Annotated in this window: 14 protein-coding genes and 2 tRNA genes; 8 read left to right on the top strand and 8 right to left on the bottom strand. The window is 62.3% G+C overall.

All coding sequences use genetic code 11. From position 1 onward, the window contains the following. Positions 1-118: 118 nt before the first annotated feature. The 4 genes from RAC97_RS03010 to RAC97_RS03025 all read right to left on the bottom strand — a co-directional run bounded on the left by RAC97_RS03010 (position 119) and on the right by RAC97_RS03025 (position 4,551). Positions 119-1,411, bottom strand: a complete 1,293-nt coding sequence (locus tag RAC97_RS03010; protein ID WP_375098237.1) for a virulence factor family protein — start codon at positions 1,409-1,411, stop codon at positions 119-121. Next, entirely contained in the window at positions 1,411-4,053 is a 2,643-nt protein-coding gene (gene mprF, locus RAC97_RS03015; RefSeq protein ID WP_375098238.1) for a bifunctional lysylphosphatidylglycerol flippase/synthetase MprF, read from the bottom strand. The genes RAC97_RS03010 and mprF overlap by 1 nt, the downstream gene beginning before the upstream one ends. 224 nt (positions 4,054-4,277) lie before the next feature. Next, positions 4,278-4,354: transfer RNA gene (locus RAC97_RS03020), tRNA-Met, on the bottom strand. 120 nt (positions 4,355-4,474) lie between these two features. Then, positions 4,475-4,551 (bottom strand) — tRNA-Met (locus RAC97_RS03025). A 223-nt stretch (positions 4,552-4,774) separates the two neighbouring features. On the opposite strand from RAC97_RS03025, the gene dinB reads away from it, so the two are divergent. Then, positions 4,775-5,836: a DNA polymerase IV gene (gene dinB / locus RAC97_RS03030; RefSeq protein ID WP_375098239.1), complete on the top strand. Its 1,062-nt coding sequence runs from the start codon at positions 4,775-4,777 to the stop codon at positions 5,834-5,836. A gap of 31 nt (positions 5,837-5,867) precedes the next feature. On the opposite strand, the gene RAC97_RS03035 is transcribed toward dinB, so the two are convergent. From RAC97_RS03035 to RAC97_RS03045, 3 genes are all read right to left on the bottom strand, one after another. Continuing rightward, the gene (locus tag RAC97_RS03035) at positions 5,868-6,821 is read right to left on the bottom strand and encodes a hypothetical protein (protein WP_375098240.1); all 954 of its coding nucleotides are present in this window, start codon (positions 6,819-6,821) and stop codon (positions 5,868-5,870) included. A gap of 21 nt (positions 6,822-6,842) precedes the next feature. Further along, the gene (locus RAC97_RS03040; RefSeq protein ID WP_375098241.1) at positions 6,843-8,558 is read right to left on the bottom strand and encodes a proline--tRNA ligase; all 1,716 of its coding nucleotides are present in this window, start codon (positions 8,556-8,558) and stop codon (positions 6,843-6,845) included. A 166-nt stretch (positions 8,559-8,724) separates the two neighbouring features. Then, positions 8,725-10,026 carry an OprD family porin gene (locus RAC97_RS03045; RefSeq protein ID WP_375098242.1) on the bottom strand — a complete coding sequence of 434 codons (1,302 nt, stop codon included), beginning with the start codon at positions 10,024-10,026 and terminating at the stop codon, positions 8,725-8,727. A 757-nt stretch (positions 10,027-10,783) separates the two neighbouring features. On the opposite strand from RAC97_RS03045, the gene RAC97_RS03050 reads away from it, so the two are divergent. Beyond that, complete coding sequence (locus RAC97_RS03050; RefSeq protein WP_375098243.1) at positions 10,784-11,203, top strand: HIT family protein; 420 nt, start codon at positions 10,784-10,786, stop codon at positions 11,201-11,203. A gap of 5 nt (positions 11,204-11,208) precedes the next feature. Continuing rightward, a complete protein-coding gene (locus RAC97_RS03055; protein ID WP_375098244.1) occupies positions 11,209-11,415 on the top strand; it encodes a SlyX family protein in 207 nt (68 codons plus the stop codon). Between the two features lie 22 nt (positions 11,416-11,437). Here RAC97_RS03055 and RAC97_RS03060 read toward each other — a convergent pair whose 3' ends face one another. After that, positions 11,438-12,031, bottom strand: coding sequence for a cold shock domain-containing protein membrane protein (locus RAC97_RS03060; protein WP_375098245.1), 594 nt, complete (start codon positions 12,029-12,031; stop codon positions 11,438-11,440). 278 nt (positions 12,032-12,309) lie between these two features. Here RAC97_RS03060 and RAC97_RS03065 point away from each other — a divergent pair, with 278 nt between their 5' ends. The 5 genes from RAC97_RS03065 (at position 12,310) to RAC97_RS03085 (ending at position 16,295) form a co-directional block, all read left to right on the top strand. Next, a complete protein-coding gene (locus RAC97_RS03065) occupies positions 12,310-12,783 on the top strand; it encodes a Dps family protein (protein ID WP_375098246.1) in 474 nt (157 codons plus the stop codon). A 160-nt stretch (positions 12,784-12,943) separates the two neighbouring features. Further along, positions 12,944-13,261, top strand: a complete 318-nt coding sequence (locus tag RAC97_RS03070; protein WP_375098247.1) for a ribbon-helix-helix domain-containing protein — start codon at positions 12,944-12,946, stop codon at positions 13,259-13,261. Positions 13,262-13,349: 88 nt separating this feature from the next. Then, positions 13,350-13,571, top strand: coding sequence for an FmdB family zinc ribbon protein (locus RAC97_RS03075; protein WP_375098248.1), 222 nt, complete (start codon positions 13,350-13,352; stop codon positions 13,569-13,571). Between the two features lie 94 nt (positions 13,572-13,665). Beyond that, positions 13,666-15,441, top strand: coding sequence for an aspartate--tRNA ligase (gene aspS / locus RAC97_RS03080; protein ID WP_375098249.1), 1,776 nt, complete (start codon positions 13,666-13,668; stop codon positions 15,439-15,441). A gap of 107 nt (positions 15,442-15,548) precedes the next feature. Then, positions 15,549-16,295: a YebC/PmpR family DNA-binding transcriptional regulator gene (locus RAC97_RS03085; protein ID WP_375098250.1), complete on the top strand. Its 747-nt coding sequence runs from the start codon at positions 15,549-15,551 to the stop codon at positions 16,293-16,295. Positions 16,296-16,298: the final 3 nt, after the last annotated feature.

Consider the following 16,298-nt stretch of genomic DNA (forward strand, 5'->3'; position numbering starts at 1 on the left):
CCCAGCCAGAATCGGCGGCGATCTTGACGGGCGCTTTCGGCGCCTCTGATCAAAAAGTGCGCAATTCTAGCGAGCACGGAGGCACTTGACCAGCACAAAAGCGTCCAGTGCGGCGCGCTCACTGCTCGGCAACGTTAGCCTTGCCCTGGCGGGTTTCGATCTCGCCGATCAGGCGCTTGGCCAGCGACGGGTAGTTTTCGTCGAAGTGGTGTCCACCCGGTAGTTTCAGGCGTTCACCTACGGCGGTCTTGTCGGTGCAGCCGCTCTCGTCGGTTTCTTCCACCCCATAGATGCACACCACCTTGGACGCCGGCAGCTTGGCCATCTCAGGCCCGGTCAGCGCCTCTTGCCCTTCCTTGCCCAACCAGCCCTCCACCGCGATCTCGAAACTGCCGCTGCGGGCGAAGGCCAGCAGGATCACCGCGTCGATACGTTTCTGGTCGTCGGCCGAGAGGCGGTTGTAGATCGCGGGCAGCACGTCGGCACCAAACGAGTAGCCGGTCAGCACAAAGCGTTTGGTGCCCCATTTCTGCCGGTAGTGCTGCATCAGTTCGGACAGGTCCAGGGCGCTTTGTTCAGGCGTCTTGTGCTGCCAGTAGTAGCGCAGGGTATCGATGCCCACCACCGGGTAGCCCATCTTGGCCATTTCCCCGGCGACATCGCGGTCCAGGTCGCGCCAGCCACCGTCGCCGGACAGGAACAGGGTGACGGTGTCGGCGGTTTGCCCGGCTGGAACTTCTACGACAGGAATCGCCAGGGCATTGCCGTCGCGACCGACCAGGGCTTGGGTCAGCTGCGCCTTGAGCACCTGTGGCAGGTGGATGTCGTAGTCGCTGATGCTGGTCTCGGCATTGGCCTGGTCGCGCACGAAGGCGGCGCTGGCGTCGTCCGGGTTGTCGTTCCAGGCTACGCTCCAGTGGCCATGGGCGGCGGTTTTCGGCAGGGCCTCCTGGCAGGCCGGTTGCTCAAGGTTGAAGTCGACCGAGATGGCCCGCGCCTTGTCGTCGTTCTGCGCGGCCAGCCAGCGCCAGGCTTGGGCGGCGCCAGGGCCGATACCGGCTACCAGGGTCGGCTTGGCGGCCAGTTGTGCCATGGCGAGGTCCATGGCCTGTTGCTGCTTGCTGCAATCGCCGGTGGGTAGTACCACCTGTACAAGCTGGGCGGCACCGGCCTGGCTGAGGTCGAGCAATTGCTTGTCACTCAGGGCCTGGTCGTGGGGCACGCCAATGGCCACCAAGGCCTTGGCGCGCACGCCGGGGGTGGCGCGAGTGAGGGCGCTACCATCGTTCAGAGCCAAGTGCTCCACCTTCACTTCGGGGGCCGGGCGGGTCCAGTGCCAGAAAGCCGCGCCTGCGGCCAGCACGGCCAGCAGCAGGGGGGCCAGGACATACAGCCAATAGCGTCGGATCATCAGCGTTTCACCAATCCAGTCAGGCCGCCTGCGATCAGGGCGGCGGTATCAGCCAGTGCCACCAGCGGGTCGAGCCCGGCTGGCACGGCCATGTAGCGAGGTTCCCAGTCCGGCTGGAACTTGTCCTTGAAGCGCCGCAGGCCCTGGAAGTTGTAGAGCTGTTCGCCGCGCTGGAACACCATCGAGCCCAGGCGTTGGGTCAAGGGGGCGCCCCGGCGTGGTTGCAGGCCGGAAAGCGGCACCATGCCGAGGCTGAAGCGGGCGTAGTCGTGGCTTTTGTAGTGCAGGATCAAGCCGATCATCATGAATTCCATGGTCAGCTTGGGCGCTTCGGGGTGCGCCCGCATCAGGTCGAGGCTGGCCAGTTCGTTGCTGTGGGTTTCCAGCAGGTTGGCGAAGGCCACCGGGCGGCCCTGGAAGCGGATCAGCGCGATGCGGAAATGGCGCAGGTAATCGGGGCTGAAGCGTCCCAGCGAGAAGCCTTTCTCGCGCACGTTCTTGCCGCTGAGCCAGGCGTCGGAGATCTGCCGCAGCTCCTCGAGCGGCGCCTGGCCGGGCTCGTGCACTTCCAGGGTCAGGCCATCGCGGCTACCGCGGTTCCAGGTATAGCGCAGGTCTTTCATCTCCTTGCCCTTGGCTTCGAGGTCGAAGCGGCGCAGGTCGACCCGGGCTTCCTCGCCGAGCTTGATCGCGGTCAGGCCGATGTCCATGTAGAACGGCAGGTTCTCGGCGCGAACCTGGTAGAACACCGGCCGGGCATGGTGCAGGTCGCACAGGTCGCGGAACTGCCAGATCATCTCGGCGCGCTCCTGGGCCGGGCCGATCGGGTCGTACAGCGCCACCAGGCTGCGGCCGCGGCGGGCATACATAAGGAAGGCGTTGTCGCTGGGGTGGAACAGCAGCGCCTTGTCGGCAGTCAGGGCCAGGCCGCCGTCGGGCTGGTCGGAGGCCCGCAGGATACGGCTGGCGCGCTGCAGTTCGTCCTCGGTCGGCAGGTGGATCACCGGGCGTGCGGTGCGCAGCAGCCAGGTCAGGGCGACGATCACCAGCAGCAGTGCACTGCCCATGGCTGCACGCAGGCCCCGAGGGGCGTCGGCATCCAAGGTGAACTGCCACCACAGCTTGTGGGTGTAGGGCACGTCCTGGTAGGCGAAAAGCAGCAGCCACACCGAGGCCCCTACCACGCAGGCGCTGGCGACCAGATACACGGGTGAGAATGGCAGTTCCAGCAGGCGGCTGGGCCGGTAGAACGAGCGACGGAACAGCGCCAACAGGGCTGCGGTGAACATCATCAGCGAGGCTTCTTCCCAATCGAAGCCCTTGAGCAGCGACAGCACCGCGCCCGCCAGCAGTAGCACCATGGTCAGCAGCCAGGCGGCTGACAGTCGACGACGCAGGCCTTGGGCCAGCAATAGGCAGAGCACGCCGATCAGGCTGGCGCCAAAGTGCGAGGCGTCGATCAGCCGGTGCGGGATGAGAAAGCCCATGTGCTGCAGGCGGCTGTCGATTTCCGGGGTCACGCCGGAGAACAGCAGTACTACTCCCGAGAGAAACACCAGAATAGCCAGCACTGGCGCTGCAAGCCCGGACGCTGCCTTTATTGCCTGTTGGGCGAACAGCAGGCGTCGAGCTTCGTTGGCGAGCAGCAGCACGCAGGCCAGCAGCAGCGGCAATACCACGTAGATCAGGCGGTACAGCAGCAGTGCGGCGGCCAGTGGCGCGGCGCCCAACGGGTTGGCGAAGGCCGCCAGCAGGATCGCTTCGAACACTCCGACGCCGCCGGGTACGTGGCTGAGCACGCCGGCGGCCAGGGCCAGCAGGTAGACCAGCACGAAGGCGCCGAACGGCGGGGCTTCTGGCAGCAGCAGGTAGAGCACGGTGGCGGCTGCGGCGACATCCAGGGCAGTGATCAGCAGTTGCAGGGCGGCCAGACGCGCACCGGGCAGGCGCAGGGTGCGGCGGCCAAGCTGAACCAGCAGGTTGTCGGGCAGGGGCTGTTCTGCGGTGCGACGACGGTAGAGGCCAACGACCAGCACGGCAGTGGCCAGGAGCACCGCTGCAGCGATACCACCGAGCAGTGCCGCGGGCATGCGCAGCGCGGTGGCTGCAGCTGGCAAGTCGCTGAGGGTGGCCAATGCGGCCAGCGGAGGCAGGGCGCAGCCCAGCGACAGGCTGGCGAACACGGTCATCCGTGCCACCTCGGCTGCCCCCAGGCCCTGGCGCGCATAAAGGCGATAGCGCACCGAGCCGCCGGAAAGCATCGACAGCCCAATGGCGTTACCGATGGCGAATGCGCTGAAACCGCCCAGCAGCAGCGTCCGGGTTGGCAGCTGGACGGCGGCATAGCGACAGGCCGACCACTCATAGCCCAGCAGGATCGCGAAGCCCACTGCACTGGCCAGTAGCGCCCCGAGCAATGCGGGGGCGGGGACGCTGAGCATGGCGTCGTGCAGGGCATAGATGTCCAGCTCGCTCAACAGGTGGCGGCAGGCAATCAGGCCCATGGCGAACAGCAGCAAGGTCACACCCAGGCCAAGCGGCTGGCGGTACTTGCTCAGGCGCTCCAGCCAGGGCAGGCGCTGTACGGCTGCAGGCAGTGCGGCGGTAACGGGAGCTGGGGATTCTTGGGGAGCGGCGGTCATGAGTCACCCCGGGCACGCGGCGCGAGGGAGGGGAAAGGTGCGGCCAAGTGAAAGTCCCTTTGGGAAAACGTATCCAAATATTACTCCGAGCGACGTCGGATAATCTGTTTCAGGATAGTTAAAGTTAGTTCATGCGGCGTGCATGCGGCGGCGGGGGATTTCAGAAGGCCAAAAGCAACAAACCCCGCGTGTCCGAAAACAGGCGGGGTTTGCTCTGACGAATATGGTTGCGGGAGCCGGATTTGAACCGACGACCTTCGGGTTATGAGCCCGACGAGCTACCAGGCTGCTCCATCCCGCGTCAGTGGGGCGCATTCTACGCAGATGCGCTGGGGTGTCAAGCTTTACCCCTTGATTTTTTTCAATATTTTTCAAGAACAAAGAAAAAGGCCACTGCGTGAACAGTGGCCTTTTTCAGATTTGGTTGCGGGAGCCGGATTTGAACCGACGACCTTCGGGTTATGAGCCCGACGAGCTACCAGGCTGCTCCATCCCGCGCCTGTGGAACCGAATTCTACGGAAATCCTTCACCCTGTCAAGCGTTTTCGTGAAAAAAGTCTTTTTCGTTCAAACCCTTAGCGTTCTGAATTGGCACTGAGGGCCAGCAACGACGCGGGTTTGCCGTGAATGCTGACAGTGCTTGGCCCCAAGCGCCTGCTGGCTGTCGAAGATCCGATGATGCTGTAGTATCTGTATGAATTTACAGTATCCATGGTCATTCATGTCTCAGCGAAAGATCATTCACATCGACTGCGATTGCTTCTACGCCGCGATCGAGATGCGTGACGACCCGCGCCTGGCCGGTCGGCCTATGGCCGTGGGCGGGTCAGCCGAGCGTCGAGGCGTGATCGCGACCTGCAACTACGAGGCGCGAGCCTATGGCGTGCGCTCGGCGATGTCATCGCGCCACGCCCTGAAGCTGTGCCCAGACCTGTTGATCGCCAAGCCACGCTTCGAGGCCTACCGCGAAGCCTCGCGGGAGATCCACGCGATCTTCCGCGACTACACCGAGCTGATCGAGCCGTTGTCGCTGGACGAAGCCTATCTAGATGTCAGTGACAGCCAGTGGTTCGCCGGCAGCGCCACGCGCATTGCCGAGGATATCCGTCGCCGCGTCGCGCAGAAACTGCACATTACCGTCTCGGCCGGTGTGGCGCCGAACAAGTTCCTGGCCAAGATCGCCAGCGACTGGCGCAAGCCCAATGGTCTGTTCGTGGTCACACCGGACCAGGTAGAGGCGTTCGTCGCCGCCTTGCCGGTCGCTCGCCTGCATGGCGTGGGCAAGGTCACGGCGGACAAGCTGGCGCGCCTGGGCATCGATACCTGCCTTTCACTGCGCGATTGGTCGCGCTTGGCGCTTGTGCGTGAGTTCGGCAGTTTCGGCGAGCGGCTCTGGGGGCTGGCCAGGGGTATCGATGAGCGAGCGGTACAGAACGACAGCCGGCGCCAGTCGGTGAGCGTGGAAAACACCTACGATACTGACCTGCCGGATCTGGCAAGTTGCCTTGAGAAAATCCCCGGCCTGCTGGACAACCTGAACGAGCGGGTAGCGCGAATGGATAGCAGCTACCGGCCGGACAAGCCCTTCGTCAAGGTCAAGTTCCATGACTTCAGCCAGACCACGCTGGAGCAGGCGGGTGCCGGGCGAGATCTGGAAAGCTATCGGCAACTGTTGCGCCAGGCGTTTGCCCGTGGCGGCAAGCCGGTACGCTTGCTGGGGGTGGGGGTGAGGTTGCGGGACCTGCGCGGTTCCCATGAACAGCTGGAGCTGTTCGAACCCTGAAAAAAGGGCTGCCAGGCAGCCCTTTTTATCGTCACTGTGTGCCGGGGTCGGCCACCAGGCGGCCGGTTTCCTTGGTCAGCGTCTTGAGAAACTCCTGCTGCAGCTCAGGGTCGTTGCGGGTCAGCTCGATCAGGCTCTGCTCCAGCTCGCTGGCCTCTTCCTCCAGGCCCAGCTCCGACAAGCGCTTGACCCGGTGGACCCATTGGCCGACTTCGTCGTCCTCAAGGTCGTCGAAAATCAGCTCGTGAGCCTCCAGCAGCTTGCTGCGCAGGGAGCCGCTGACCAGCAGGCTGGCGTCGCCGCGCACGCCCTTTTCCTCGTCGGCCACGAGCAGATGCAGGGTGCCGACATGGTTGAGGTTCTGCTCGGAGAATGGGCTGTCGAGCAGGTTCAGGCGCAGCACCCCATTGCGGTCGGTGGTCAGCTCATGGGTAGCCTTGCCCGCCTTGACCTCCACCAGGCGCTCGCTCCAGGGAGTGCTGGTGGCCTCCTCACGCTTGCCTTTCTGCACCTCGCTGATGCCAGCCAGGTTCTGCTGGGCACGCCCGTTGGACTGCACGTTCATGAATGGGTTGAGCCCAGCCACGCCATAGTTCAGCCAGTCATGGGTAATGCTGTCCGGCAGGTTGCCCAGGGTGAACACGTTGACCACGTTGGCGCCGAGGCCGGCGACCACGGCTACTGCACCCAGCGGGATCTCGTAGACCTCCCGCCAGGGTTGGTAGGGGGTGTAGCGGTCGTAGCGGCGGGTCACTTCGAACTCTGTGACTTCGAAGCGCTGCTGCTCGTGAATGCGCACACGCCGCTGGGGAAGCTCCATGACCTTGGGCTCGCCGACGTCGATCTGCAGACTGTGCTCGAGCAACTTGCGCTCGACGCGCTCCTCATGCTCGCTGCGCTGGGACATCTGGTTGGCGCAGCCGCTGACGAACAGGGCGCCGCACAGTGCGGCGCCGCCCAGGGTAAAGGTACTTCGCTTGGACATGTTCACTCGTGCATTGGGCGATTAGCGGCGCACGCGCGCCTGCAGGAAGGTCAGCACTTCGTTCAGTGGCAGCACCTGGGCATCTTGCTCGGTGCGGTGCTTGTACTCAAGGTTGCCTTCGGCCAGGGAGCGGTCGCTGACCACGATGCGGTGCGGAATACCGATCAGCTCCATGTCGGCGAACTTGATGCCGGGGCTGGTCTTCTTGTCACGGTCGTCCAGCAGCACCTCGAAGCCGGCGGCGGTCAGTTCGGCATAGAGCTTGTCGGTGGCTTCGCGAACCAGCTCGGTTTCATAGCGCAGCGGTACCAGGGCGATCTGGAAGGGCGCCAGGGCGTCGTTCCAGATGATGCCCCTGTCGTCATGGTTCTGCTCGATGGCAGCGGCCACTACGCGAGACACGCCGATGCCGTAGCAACCCATGGCCAGGGTGACCGGCTTGCCGTTCTCGCCCAGCACCTGGCACTTGAGTGCCTCGCTGTACTTGGTGCCGAGCTGGAAGATATGGCCAACCTCGATGCCGCGCTTGATCACCAGGGTGCCCTGGCCATCAGGGCTTGGGTCGCCTGCGACCACGTTGCGCAGGTCGGCGACCTGTGGAACCGGCAGGTCACGCTCCCAGTTCACGCCGAAGTAGTGCTTGTCGTCGATGTTGGCGCCGATGCCGAAGTCGCTCATCAGGGCCACGGAGCGGTCGATGATGATTTCCAGCGGCAGGTTCAGCGGGCCGAGGGAGCCCGCGCCAGCACCGATGGCGGCGCGCAGTTCGGCGTCGGTGGCCATGACCAGCGGGTCTGCGACCTGTTCCAGCTTGGCGGCCTTGATTTCGTTCAGCTCATGGTCGCCACGCACGATCAGGGCGATCAGCTTGCCTTCCTCGGCGCCGCGTACGATCAGGGTCTTGACGGTCTTCTCGATCGCCAGGCCATGGTTCTCGACCAGTTGCGCGATGGTCTTGGCATCCGGGGTGTCGACCAGGCGCAGCTCCTCGGTGGGAGCCGGGCGTACGGCCTCGCGCGGAATGGCCTCGGCCTTCTCGATGTTGGCCGCGTAGTCGGAGCTGTCGCTGAAGATCACGTCGTCTTCGCCGGACGAGGCGAGCACGTGGAATTCGTGGGAGTAGCTGCCGCCGATCGAGCCGGTGTCGGCTTGTACAGGGCGGAAGTCCAGACCCAGGCGGGTAAAGATGTTGATGTAGGCCTGGTGCATGCGGTCATAGGTTTCCTGCAGGGAAGCCTGGTCGGCATGGAAGGAATAGGCGTCCTTCATGATGAATTCGCGGCCACGCATCAGGCCGAAGCGCGGACGGATCTCGTCACGGAACTTGGTCTGGATCTGGTACATGTTCAGCGGCAGCTGTTTATAGCTGGACAGCTCGTTGCGCGCCAGGTCGGTGATGACCTCTTCGTGGGTCGGGCCGACGCAGAAGTCGCGGTCGTGACGGTCCTTGAGGCGCAGCAGCTCGGGGCCATACTGCTCCCAGCGGCCGGATTCCTGCCACAGCTCGGCAGGCTGGATGCTTGGCATCAGCACTTCCAGTGCGCCAGCGGCATTCATTTCCTCGCGTACCACGGTTTCGACCTTGCGCATCACCCGCAGGCCCATCGGCAGCCAGGTGTAGAGGCCGGAGGCCAGTTTGCGGATCATGCCGGCACGCAGCATGAGCTGGTGGCTGATGACGACCGCGTCGGCAGGGGTTTCTTTCTGGGTGGCGAGCAAATATTGACTGGTGCGCATGGGGAGCCGTGTCGATTGCCTGAATGTGAAATGACCCCGCATTGTACGGGGGCGAAACGAAAGCGTACAGGATGCCCCAGGGCGTGGCGCTTGTCAGCCAAGACCGCCAAGAAAAAGCCCGGCAAGTGCCGGGCTTCTTCAGGTGCGGGGCATTGCAAGCCAGGGCTTACAGGATGCTCAGCGGGTACTCGACGATCAGACGCAGTTCGTCGATGGAGTCCGAACCGTAGTAGACGCCGTCGCTGGAGCGGTAGGTGGCTTGACGTACGCGCATGCTCAGGTTCTTGGCTGGGCCTTCCTGGATGACGTACTTGATGTCCACGTCGCGTTCCCATTCCTTGCCGTTGTCGGTGCCTTCGACGTTCGCGCCGGTGCCGCGGGCGTAACGGGTCATGAAGGTCAGGCCGGGAATGCCGAACTCGGCGAAGTTCAGGTCGTAGCGAGCCTGCCAGGATTTCTCGTCTTCGGCGTTGAAGTCGGAACGAGCGATGGAGTTGGCCAGGAAGACAGTACCGCCACCGTCGATGCCATAACCGTAGTCGCCGTCGCCGGTGACTTTCTGGTAAGCCAGAGTGAAGGTATGGGCGCCGAAATTATAAGCGGCGGAGAGGCTGAATGCGGTGTTGTCCAGCTTGTCACCGTCATAGGCGGTGTAGTTGGCAGAACCGACGCTCTTGGTGTCATAGATGTTGAAATCGAACACCAGACCTTGCTTGTCGGAAAGAGGCAGCGCCCAGTTCACGTTACCGTAGTACTTGCGCCAGAAGTCTTCTACGCGCGAGTAGTACAGAGTGGTGCTCAGGCCGTCGGTGACGGCATAGGTGCCACCGAAGACGTTGGCTTCGGTCAGGCCGGGGTTCTTGATGCGGGCAGCGTTCAGGCCACCGATGCTGTCCTTGTAGCTCGCCGCTTGGGCGTCGAGGCGGGTGAAGTGACCGGCGTTAAGCTCAAGGCCTTCGATTTCCTTGCTGGTCAGCAAGAAGCCTTCGGCAACTTCCGGCAGCAGACGGCTGTCGTCAGTGGCGAAGACGGGCAGGGCCGTGAACTGGCCGCCAAACTTCAGGACGGTGTCCGACATACGGACTTTGACCGCGCCGTAGCCTTTGGAGTACGAATCTTCAGGGCGACCTTCGGAGTCGACCGGGAACAGGCCGGTGTTGGTGGTGCCACGGCCGCCATCCAGTTTCACGCCCAGCAGGCCGATAGCGTCGACGCCGACGCCAATGGTGCCTTGGGTGAAGCCCGACTCGAAGGTGCCGATGAAGCCTTGGCCCCATTCTGCGCGGCGGCTCTGGTCGTCGCTCGAGTTGTTACGGAAGTCACGGCTGAAATACAGGTTACGCAGCTTTACACCCAGCTGGCTGTCTTCGACAAAGCCCTTGGATTCATCTTGCGAAGAGGCGACTGCCAACTGCGAAGTCCCTGCCGCAACGGCCAGGGCGATCATGCTCCACTTCATCACGCGCATCGTGATTTGCTCCTTTGGTTTTAGGAAGAGTACCGCTGCGCCCAGGTTTTTTAGTTATCGGGGCAGCTCTTTCTTTTTATGTCGGCGAAAATGTATATCACGCTGACTGTGCTTGGCGACATGAAAAAAACATCCTTTCGGAAAGTTTATGCTCCTGTCGCTAATGGTTATATCCATGTCGCAAACCACGTCCCGGCTTTAATCGGTCGTGTACTACAGCGTTGCCGTCAGCCCGTAATAAAACCGTAAGGATCTCTCTCGGTGACTGAGGCTCCCTGATGACTCGTTACCGCTGTTGTTATTCGTCCCGTCAACCAGCCTTTGCAGGTCTCGTGCCGACTTGGCGTAAAGGGAATGCAACAAGCGTGCAAGAAAATGATCGGCGTTGATGAATTTTTCACATTTTCCCTGGAAACCGCTGCCAAACGCCGGAAACACGGGCTTCTCAATGTCTGATGGTATGCCGCTTTTCGGGGGATGGCTTTCCATTGAAAGCTGCCTTGAAAGTCAATGTGTTACCGCTGATTGTTCATCCTGAGTAATTTGTGCAGGTCTGGGTGTGAGGAAAGGAAATTTTTCGCATCATTTTGGTGCGAAAAGTAGCGCTGTGTTACCGGATGTGGCGCATGGCCATCAAGCTTGGGGCCAAAACAGGGCGGTGCCGTCGTGATGGGCCATGAAGACGGGCTCGAAGCCAGGTATCCTGCACCGATGGTGCCCGCAGCGTGCGGGCCAATTGGCTAAGTCGGAGGTTGTCGTGTTCGTCCTGGATTCGCGTCTGCAGCAGGATTCGCTGGTGTTGGGGGATCTTGCGCTTTGCCGCCTGCTGCTGAGCAAAGACGCCAACTACCCCTGGTTCATCCTGGTACCACGGCGCGCCGAGGTGAGTGAGTTGTTCCAGTTGAGCGCCGCTGACCAGCAGCAGCTCTGGCAGGAAACCACGCGTCTGGCCGAGGCCCTCAAGGGCGAATTCGCTGCCGACAAGATGAACGTGGCCACCCTGGGCAACGTCGTCAGCCAACTGCACATGCATGTGGTTGTGCGTCGCCGCGACGATGCCGCCTGGCCGGCGCCGGTCTGGGGCAAGGTACCGGCCATCGAATATGCGCCTGGGCAGGTCGAGGCGATACGCCAGCGCCTGGTTGTGCTGCTTGGCAACGACTTGAAGGAGGCATGAGGCCTATGTCACTGGAAGCCCGCATCATCGATCTGGAGAGCCGCCAGGCGTTCCAGGACGACACCATCCAGGCACTCAACGATGTGTTGGTGGAACAGAACCGGGTGATCGAGCGCCTGCAGTTGCAGGTCGCGGAATTGCTCAAGCGCTACGAAGAGATGGTCGGCCAATACGAAGCCGGAGGGGAAGAGCCTCCGCCGCCTCACTATTGAAAGCGGCGGGGCAGGGCGTGGCTCAGCGGCGCGAAACCGCGACCACGTCTTCGGCTTGCAGGCCTTTGTCCCGATGCATCACCGAAAACTCCACGCGCTGGCCTTCGACCAGTACGCGGTGGCCTTCGCCGCGAATGGCGCGAAAGTGCACGAAGATATCGTCACCTGAGTCGCGGGAAATGAAGCCGAAGCCCTTGGACGTGTTGAACCACTTCACGGTGCCGGTATCGCGCTTGCCTGCGTCTTGCAGGGTGCCATGGCTTGCGCGGGGCTTGCGAGTGCCGCGGGCAAAGCTTGCGCCCAGGTACGCGGCCACGGCCAACGCTGCCGCGAACAGGGCTGGCAAGCTGCCAAGCTCCGGGCGCGCGAGCAGGGCGGCGGTCTGCAGCACTACAGCGCTTACCAGCATGGCACTGGCCAGGCGTTGCAGCCATTGGCGCACACCTTGGTAGTAGCCTGGGGCGGCCGGGGCGAAAACCAGGTTGATCAGGCCAAGCAGGGCCAGGTAAACCGCGTCGGGTTGTTGCAGGAACGGTGTTGCATCGCTTCTGAGGCTGGGAATGAGCGATAGCAGCAAAGCCGCCACGCCCGTCAGTAGATGGACGATCTTGAACATTGGGTAGGCTCACATGTGGATAAGGCCGGTCACAGGAAGAGCTGGCAGCACGGTGCGCATGAGATGAACGCGCGGTCACGCGACTGGCCAGCCTATGCACCCGGCAATAACGATCCGCACGGGTGGCACAGTGCCTATTTAACAGCAAAGGCCCAAGCTTCTCAAACCAGCTCCGGGTTTGACTGATGTATTGCACCGCGCTGCATGCAGTGGCAGGCAACTCTTGGTACAGTGATTCGGCCTGCTTGATCGTCAAGCCTTAGGAAAAGGGGAGATTCATGGCAATCGATATCGGTATCAGCGAAGAAGATCGCAAGTCCATCGTCGAAGGGCTTTCCCGGCTGTTGTCGGACACTTATGTGTTGTACCTGAAGACCCACAGCTTTCATTGGAACGTGACCGGGCCGTCGTTCCGCACGCTGCACCTGATGTTCGAGGAGCAGTACAACGAGCTTGCACTGGCCGTCGACTCGATTGCCGAGCGCATTCGTGCACTGGGTTTCCCGGCGCCGGGCTCCTATGCCTTCTACGCGCGCCATTCCTCGATCAAGGAAGAAGAAGGCGTGCCGGGCGCCGAAGAAATGATCCGCCAACTGGTCCAGGGCCAGGAAGCGGTGGTGCGTACCGCGCGCAGCATCTTTCCGGTGGTGGACAAGGTCAGCGACGAGCCGACCGCTGACCTGCTGACCCAGCGTATGCAGGTTCACGAGAAAACCGCCTGGATGTTGCGCGTGCTGCTCGACAACAACTGAGGGCCTGCGCCAAGCCCGGTTTCGCAAGCGAAACCGGGCTTTTCATTGCGCGGGGAAGGTTTTGCCGCTGCTTTGTATCGGCGCGCCAGCGCTTCATTGCACGACCCTGATGGTTTTCCCATGCAGGGCTTTCCGTGTATTGAAACGATGTGGTGAATATATGGCGCAAGCAGGCAAGCAGGGCGGTTGGCCGGTCAAGGATTGCAAGGATCCGTTCAAGAGCGATTTCGATATGCGCCAGATCGTGCCTATCTCGCGTTCCATCCGCTTGAATGGCTTCGCCACCTGTCTGCGCCTGGAGGTGGTCTATTGGCGCATACTCGAGCATATCGCCGAGGCCAACAACTGTTCGGTGAGTGCCGTGCTTTCCTATATCGACCGCGAGGTGCACCTGCGCCAGGGCGGCGTGCGCAATTTCAGCGGGCTGGTGCGGGTGATCTGCGTCGCCTGGCTACAAGACCCACCGGGCATACGCTGATCGCCGGGCTGCACTGCACTCCTTAACCATATATAATCCCGCTTTTTGCTGCCCTGGCAGCCAGCGTTATGGTTGACGAGAGACATCCATGCCCCTTTATGACTACCAATGCAGTGCCTGCGACCACCGTCTGGAGGCATTGCAAAAGATCAGCGCCGCGCCGCTGATCGATTGCCCGGCCTGTCAGGCACCTGCACTGAAGAAGCAGCTGTCGGTGCCTGGTTTCCGCCTGAGCGGCAACGGCTGGTACGAAACCGACTTCAAGACCGGGGCCAAAAAGAACCTGGCAGGCGGCGACAAGGCCGACTGAGTTGAATTGCAGCGACCGGGTCTTGCAGTATTAGCCCCTTGGGCGGCCAAGGCCTTCACCGAATACACGAATCACGAGAAGCGAAACGACCATCATGATGCGCAGCCATTATTGCGGCCAACTGAACGAGAGCCTGGACGGCCAGGAAGTCACCCTTTGCGGCTGGGTCCATCGTCGTCGCGACCACGGCGGGGTGATCTTCCTCGACATCCGTGACCGCGAAGGCATGGCCCAGGTCGTGTTCGACCCGGATCGCGCCGATACCTTCTCTGCCGCCGACCGCGTGCGCAGCGAGTACGTGGTGCAGATCACCGGTAAGGTCCGCAAGCGCCCTGAAGGTGCGGTGAACCCGAACATGGCGTCCGGCGCCATCGAGATCCTGGGTTATCAGCTGACCGTGCTCAACGAAGCGGAAACCCCACCGTTCCCGTTGAACGAATACTCCGACGTCGGCGAGGAAACCCGCCTGCGCTATCGCTTCATCGACCTGCGTCGCCCGGAAATGGCCGACAAGCTGCGTCTGCGCTCGCGCATCACCAGCAGCATCCGTCGCTTCCTGGACGAAAACGGCTTCCTCGACGTCGAGACGCCGATCCTCACCCGTGCCACCCCGGAAGGCGCGCGTGACTACCTGGTACCGAGCCGTACCCACCCCGGCAGCTTCTTCGCCCTGCCGCAGTCGCCACAGCTGTTCAAGCAACTGCTGATGGTCGCCGGCTTCGACCGCTACTACCAGATCGCCAAGTGCTTCCGTGACGAAGACCTGCGTGCCGACCGCCAGCCGGAATTCACCCAGATCGACATCGAGACCAGCTTCCTCGACGAATCCGAGATCATGGGCCTGACCGAGAGCATGATCCGCAAGCTGTTCAAGGAAGTGCTGGACCTGGAGTTCGGTGAGTTCCCGCACATGACCTTCGAAGAGGCCATGCGCCGCTACGGTTCGGACAAGCCCGACCTGCGCAACCCGCTGGAGCTGGTCGATGTCGCCGACCAACTGAAAGACGTCGATTTCAAGGTCTTCGCTGGCCCTGCCAACGATCCGAAGTGCCGTGTCACCGCCCTACGCCTGCCAGGCGGCGCCAGCATGCCGCGCAGCAAGATCGACGAGTACACCAAGTTCGTCGGCATCTATGGCGCCAAGGGCCTGGCCTACATCAAGGTCAACGAGCGCGCCAAGGGCGTCGAAGGCTTGCAGTCGCCGATCGTCAAGAACATCCCCGAGGCCAACCTCAACACCATTCTTGACCGCGTGGGTGCAGTCGATGGCGACATCGTGTTCTTCGGTGCCGACAAGTTCAAGGTGGTCAGCGAAGCCTTGGGCGCGCTGCGCATCAAGCTTGGCCATGACTTCAACCTGCTCACCTGCGAGTGGGCGCCGATGTGGGTCGTCGACTTCCCGATGTTCGAGGAAAACGAAGACGGCAGCTTCACCGCACTGCACCACCCCTTCACCGCGCCGAAGTGCTCGCCTGAGGAGCTGGAGGCCAACCCGGCCACCGCGCTGTCGCGTGCTTATGACATGGTGCTGAACGGCACCGAGCTGGGTGGCGGCTCGATCCGTATCCACCGCAAAGAGATGCAGCAGGCTGTATTCCGCCTGTTGGGCATCGAGGCGGCGGAGCAGGAAGAGAAGTTCGGCTTCCTGCTCGACGCCCTGAAATTCGGTGCTCCGCCCCACGGTGGCCTGGCCTTTGGTCTGGACCGCCTGGTGATGCTGATGACCGGTGCACAGTCGATCCGTGAAGTGATCGCCTTCCCGAAAACCCAGAGCGCGGCCTGTGTCATGACCCAGGCACCGGGCCTGGTAGACGCCAAGGCGCTGCGTGAACTGCACATCCGTCTGCGCGAGCAGACCAAGGTCGAGTAAGCGAGGCAGGGCGCACTTGAGCGTGCGTCCGAGCGCCTCGGCGCTGATTTATCGTGTTCCGCCCTTCGGGGCGGAACCTGTTTCTGATGCAAGGATTTGGAGTCGTTATGGCCGGTCATTCCAAGTGGGCGAACATCAAGCACCGCAAAGAGCGCCAGGATGCCAAGAGAGGCAAGGTTTTCACCAAGTGGATTCGCGAACTGACCGTCGCTGCCAAGCAGGGTGGCCCTGACCCAGCCTCCAACCCTCGTCTGCGCCTGGCCCTGGACAAGGCTTTGGGCGCCAACATGAGCCGCGACATCATCGACCGAGCGGTGGCGCGTGGTGCCGGCACCAACGAAAGCGACAACGTCGAGGAACTCAGCTACGAAGGCTACGGCCCGGGCGGCGTGGCGATCATGGTCGAGGCCATGACCGACAACCGCAACCGTACCGCCGCTGCCGTGCGTCATGCCTTCAGCAAGTGTGGTGGCAACCTGGGCACCGACGGCTCCGTGGCCTACCTGTTCGAGCGCAAGGGGCAGCTCAGCTTTGCCCCGGGCGTGGAAGAGGATGCCTTGATGGAAGCGGCAATGGAGGCCGACGCCGATGACGTGGTGGCCAACGAAGACGGCTCCTTCGACGTCTTTACCTCGTTCAATGGTTTCTACGCCGTGCGTAATGCGCTGGAGGAGGCGGGCTTCAAGGCCGTCGACGCGGAAATCATCATGCAGCCGACCACCAGCGCCGAGCTGGACCAGGATGGCGCAGAGAAGGTGCTCAAGCTGATCGATATGCTGGAAGACCTGGACGACGTGCAGAACGTCTACTCGAATGCGCAGATTTCCGACGAGATCATGGAACAACTTGGCTAAGGG

Origin of the sequence: Pseudomonas sp. LS_2 (genome assembly GCF_042709235.1) — a bacterium.
Classification (GTDB): Bacteria; Pseudomonadota; Gammaproteobacteria; order Pseudomonadales; family Pseudomonadaceae; genus Aquipseudomonas.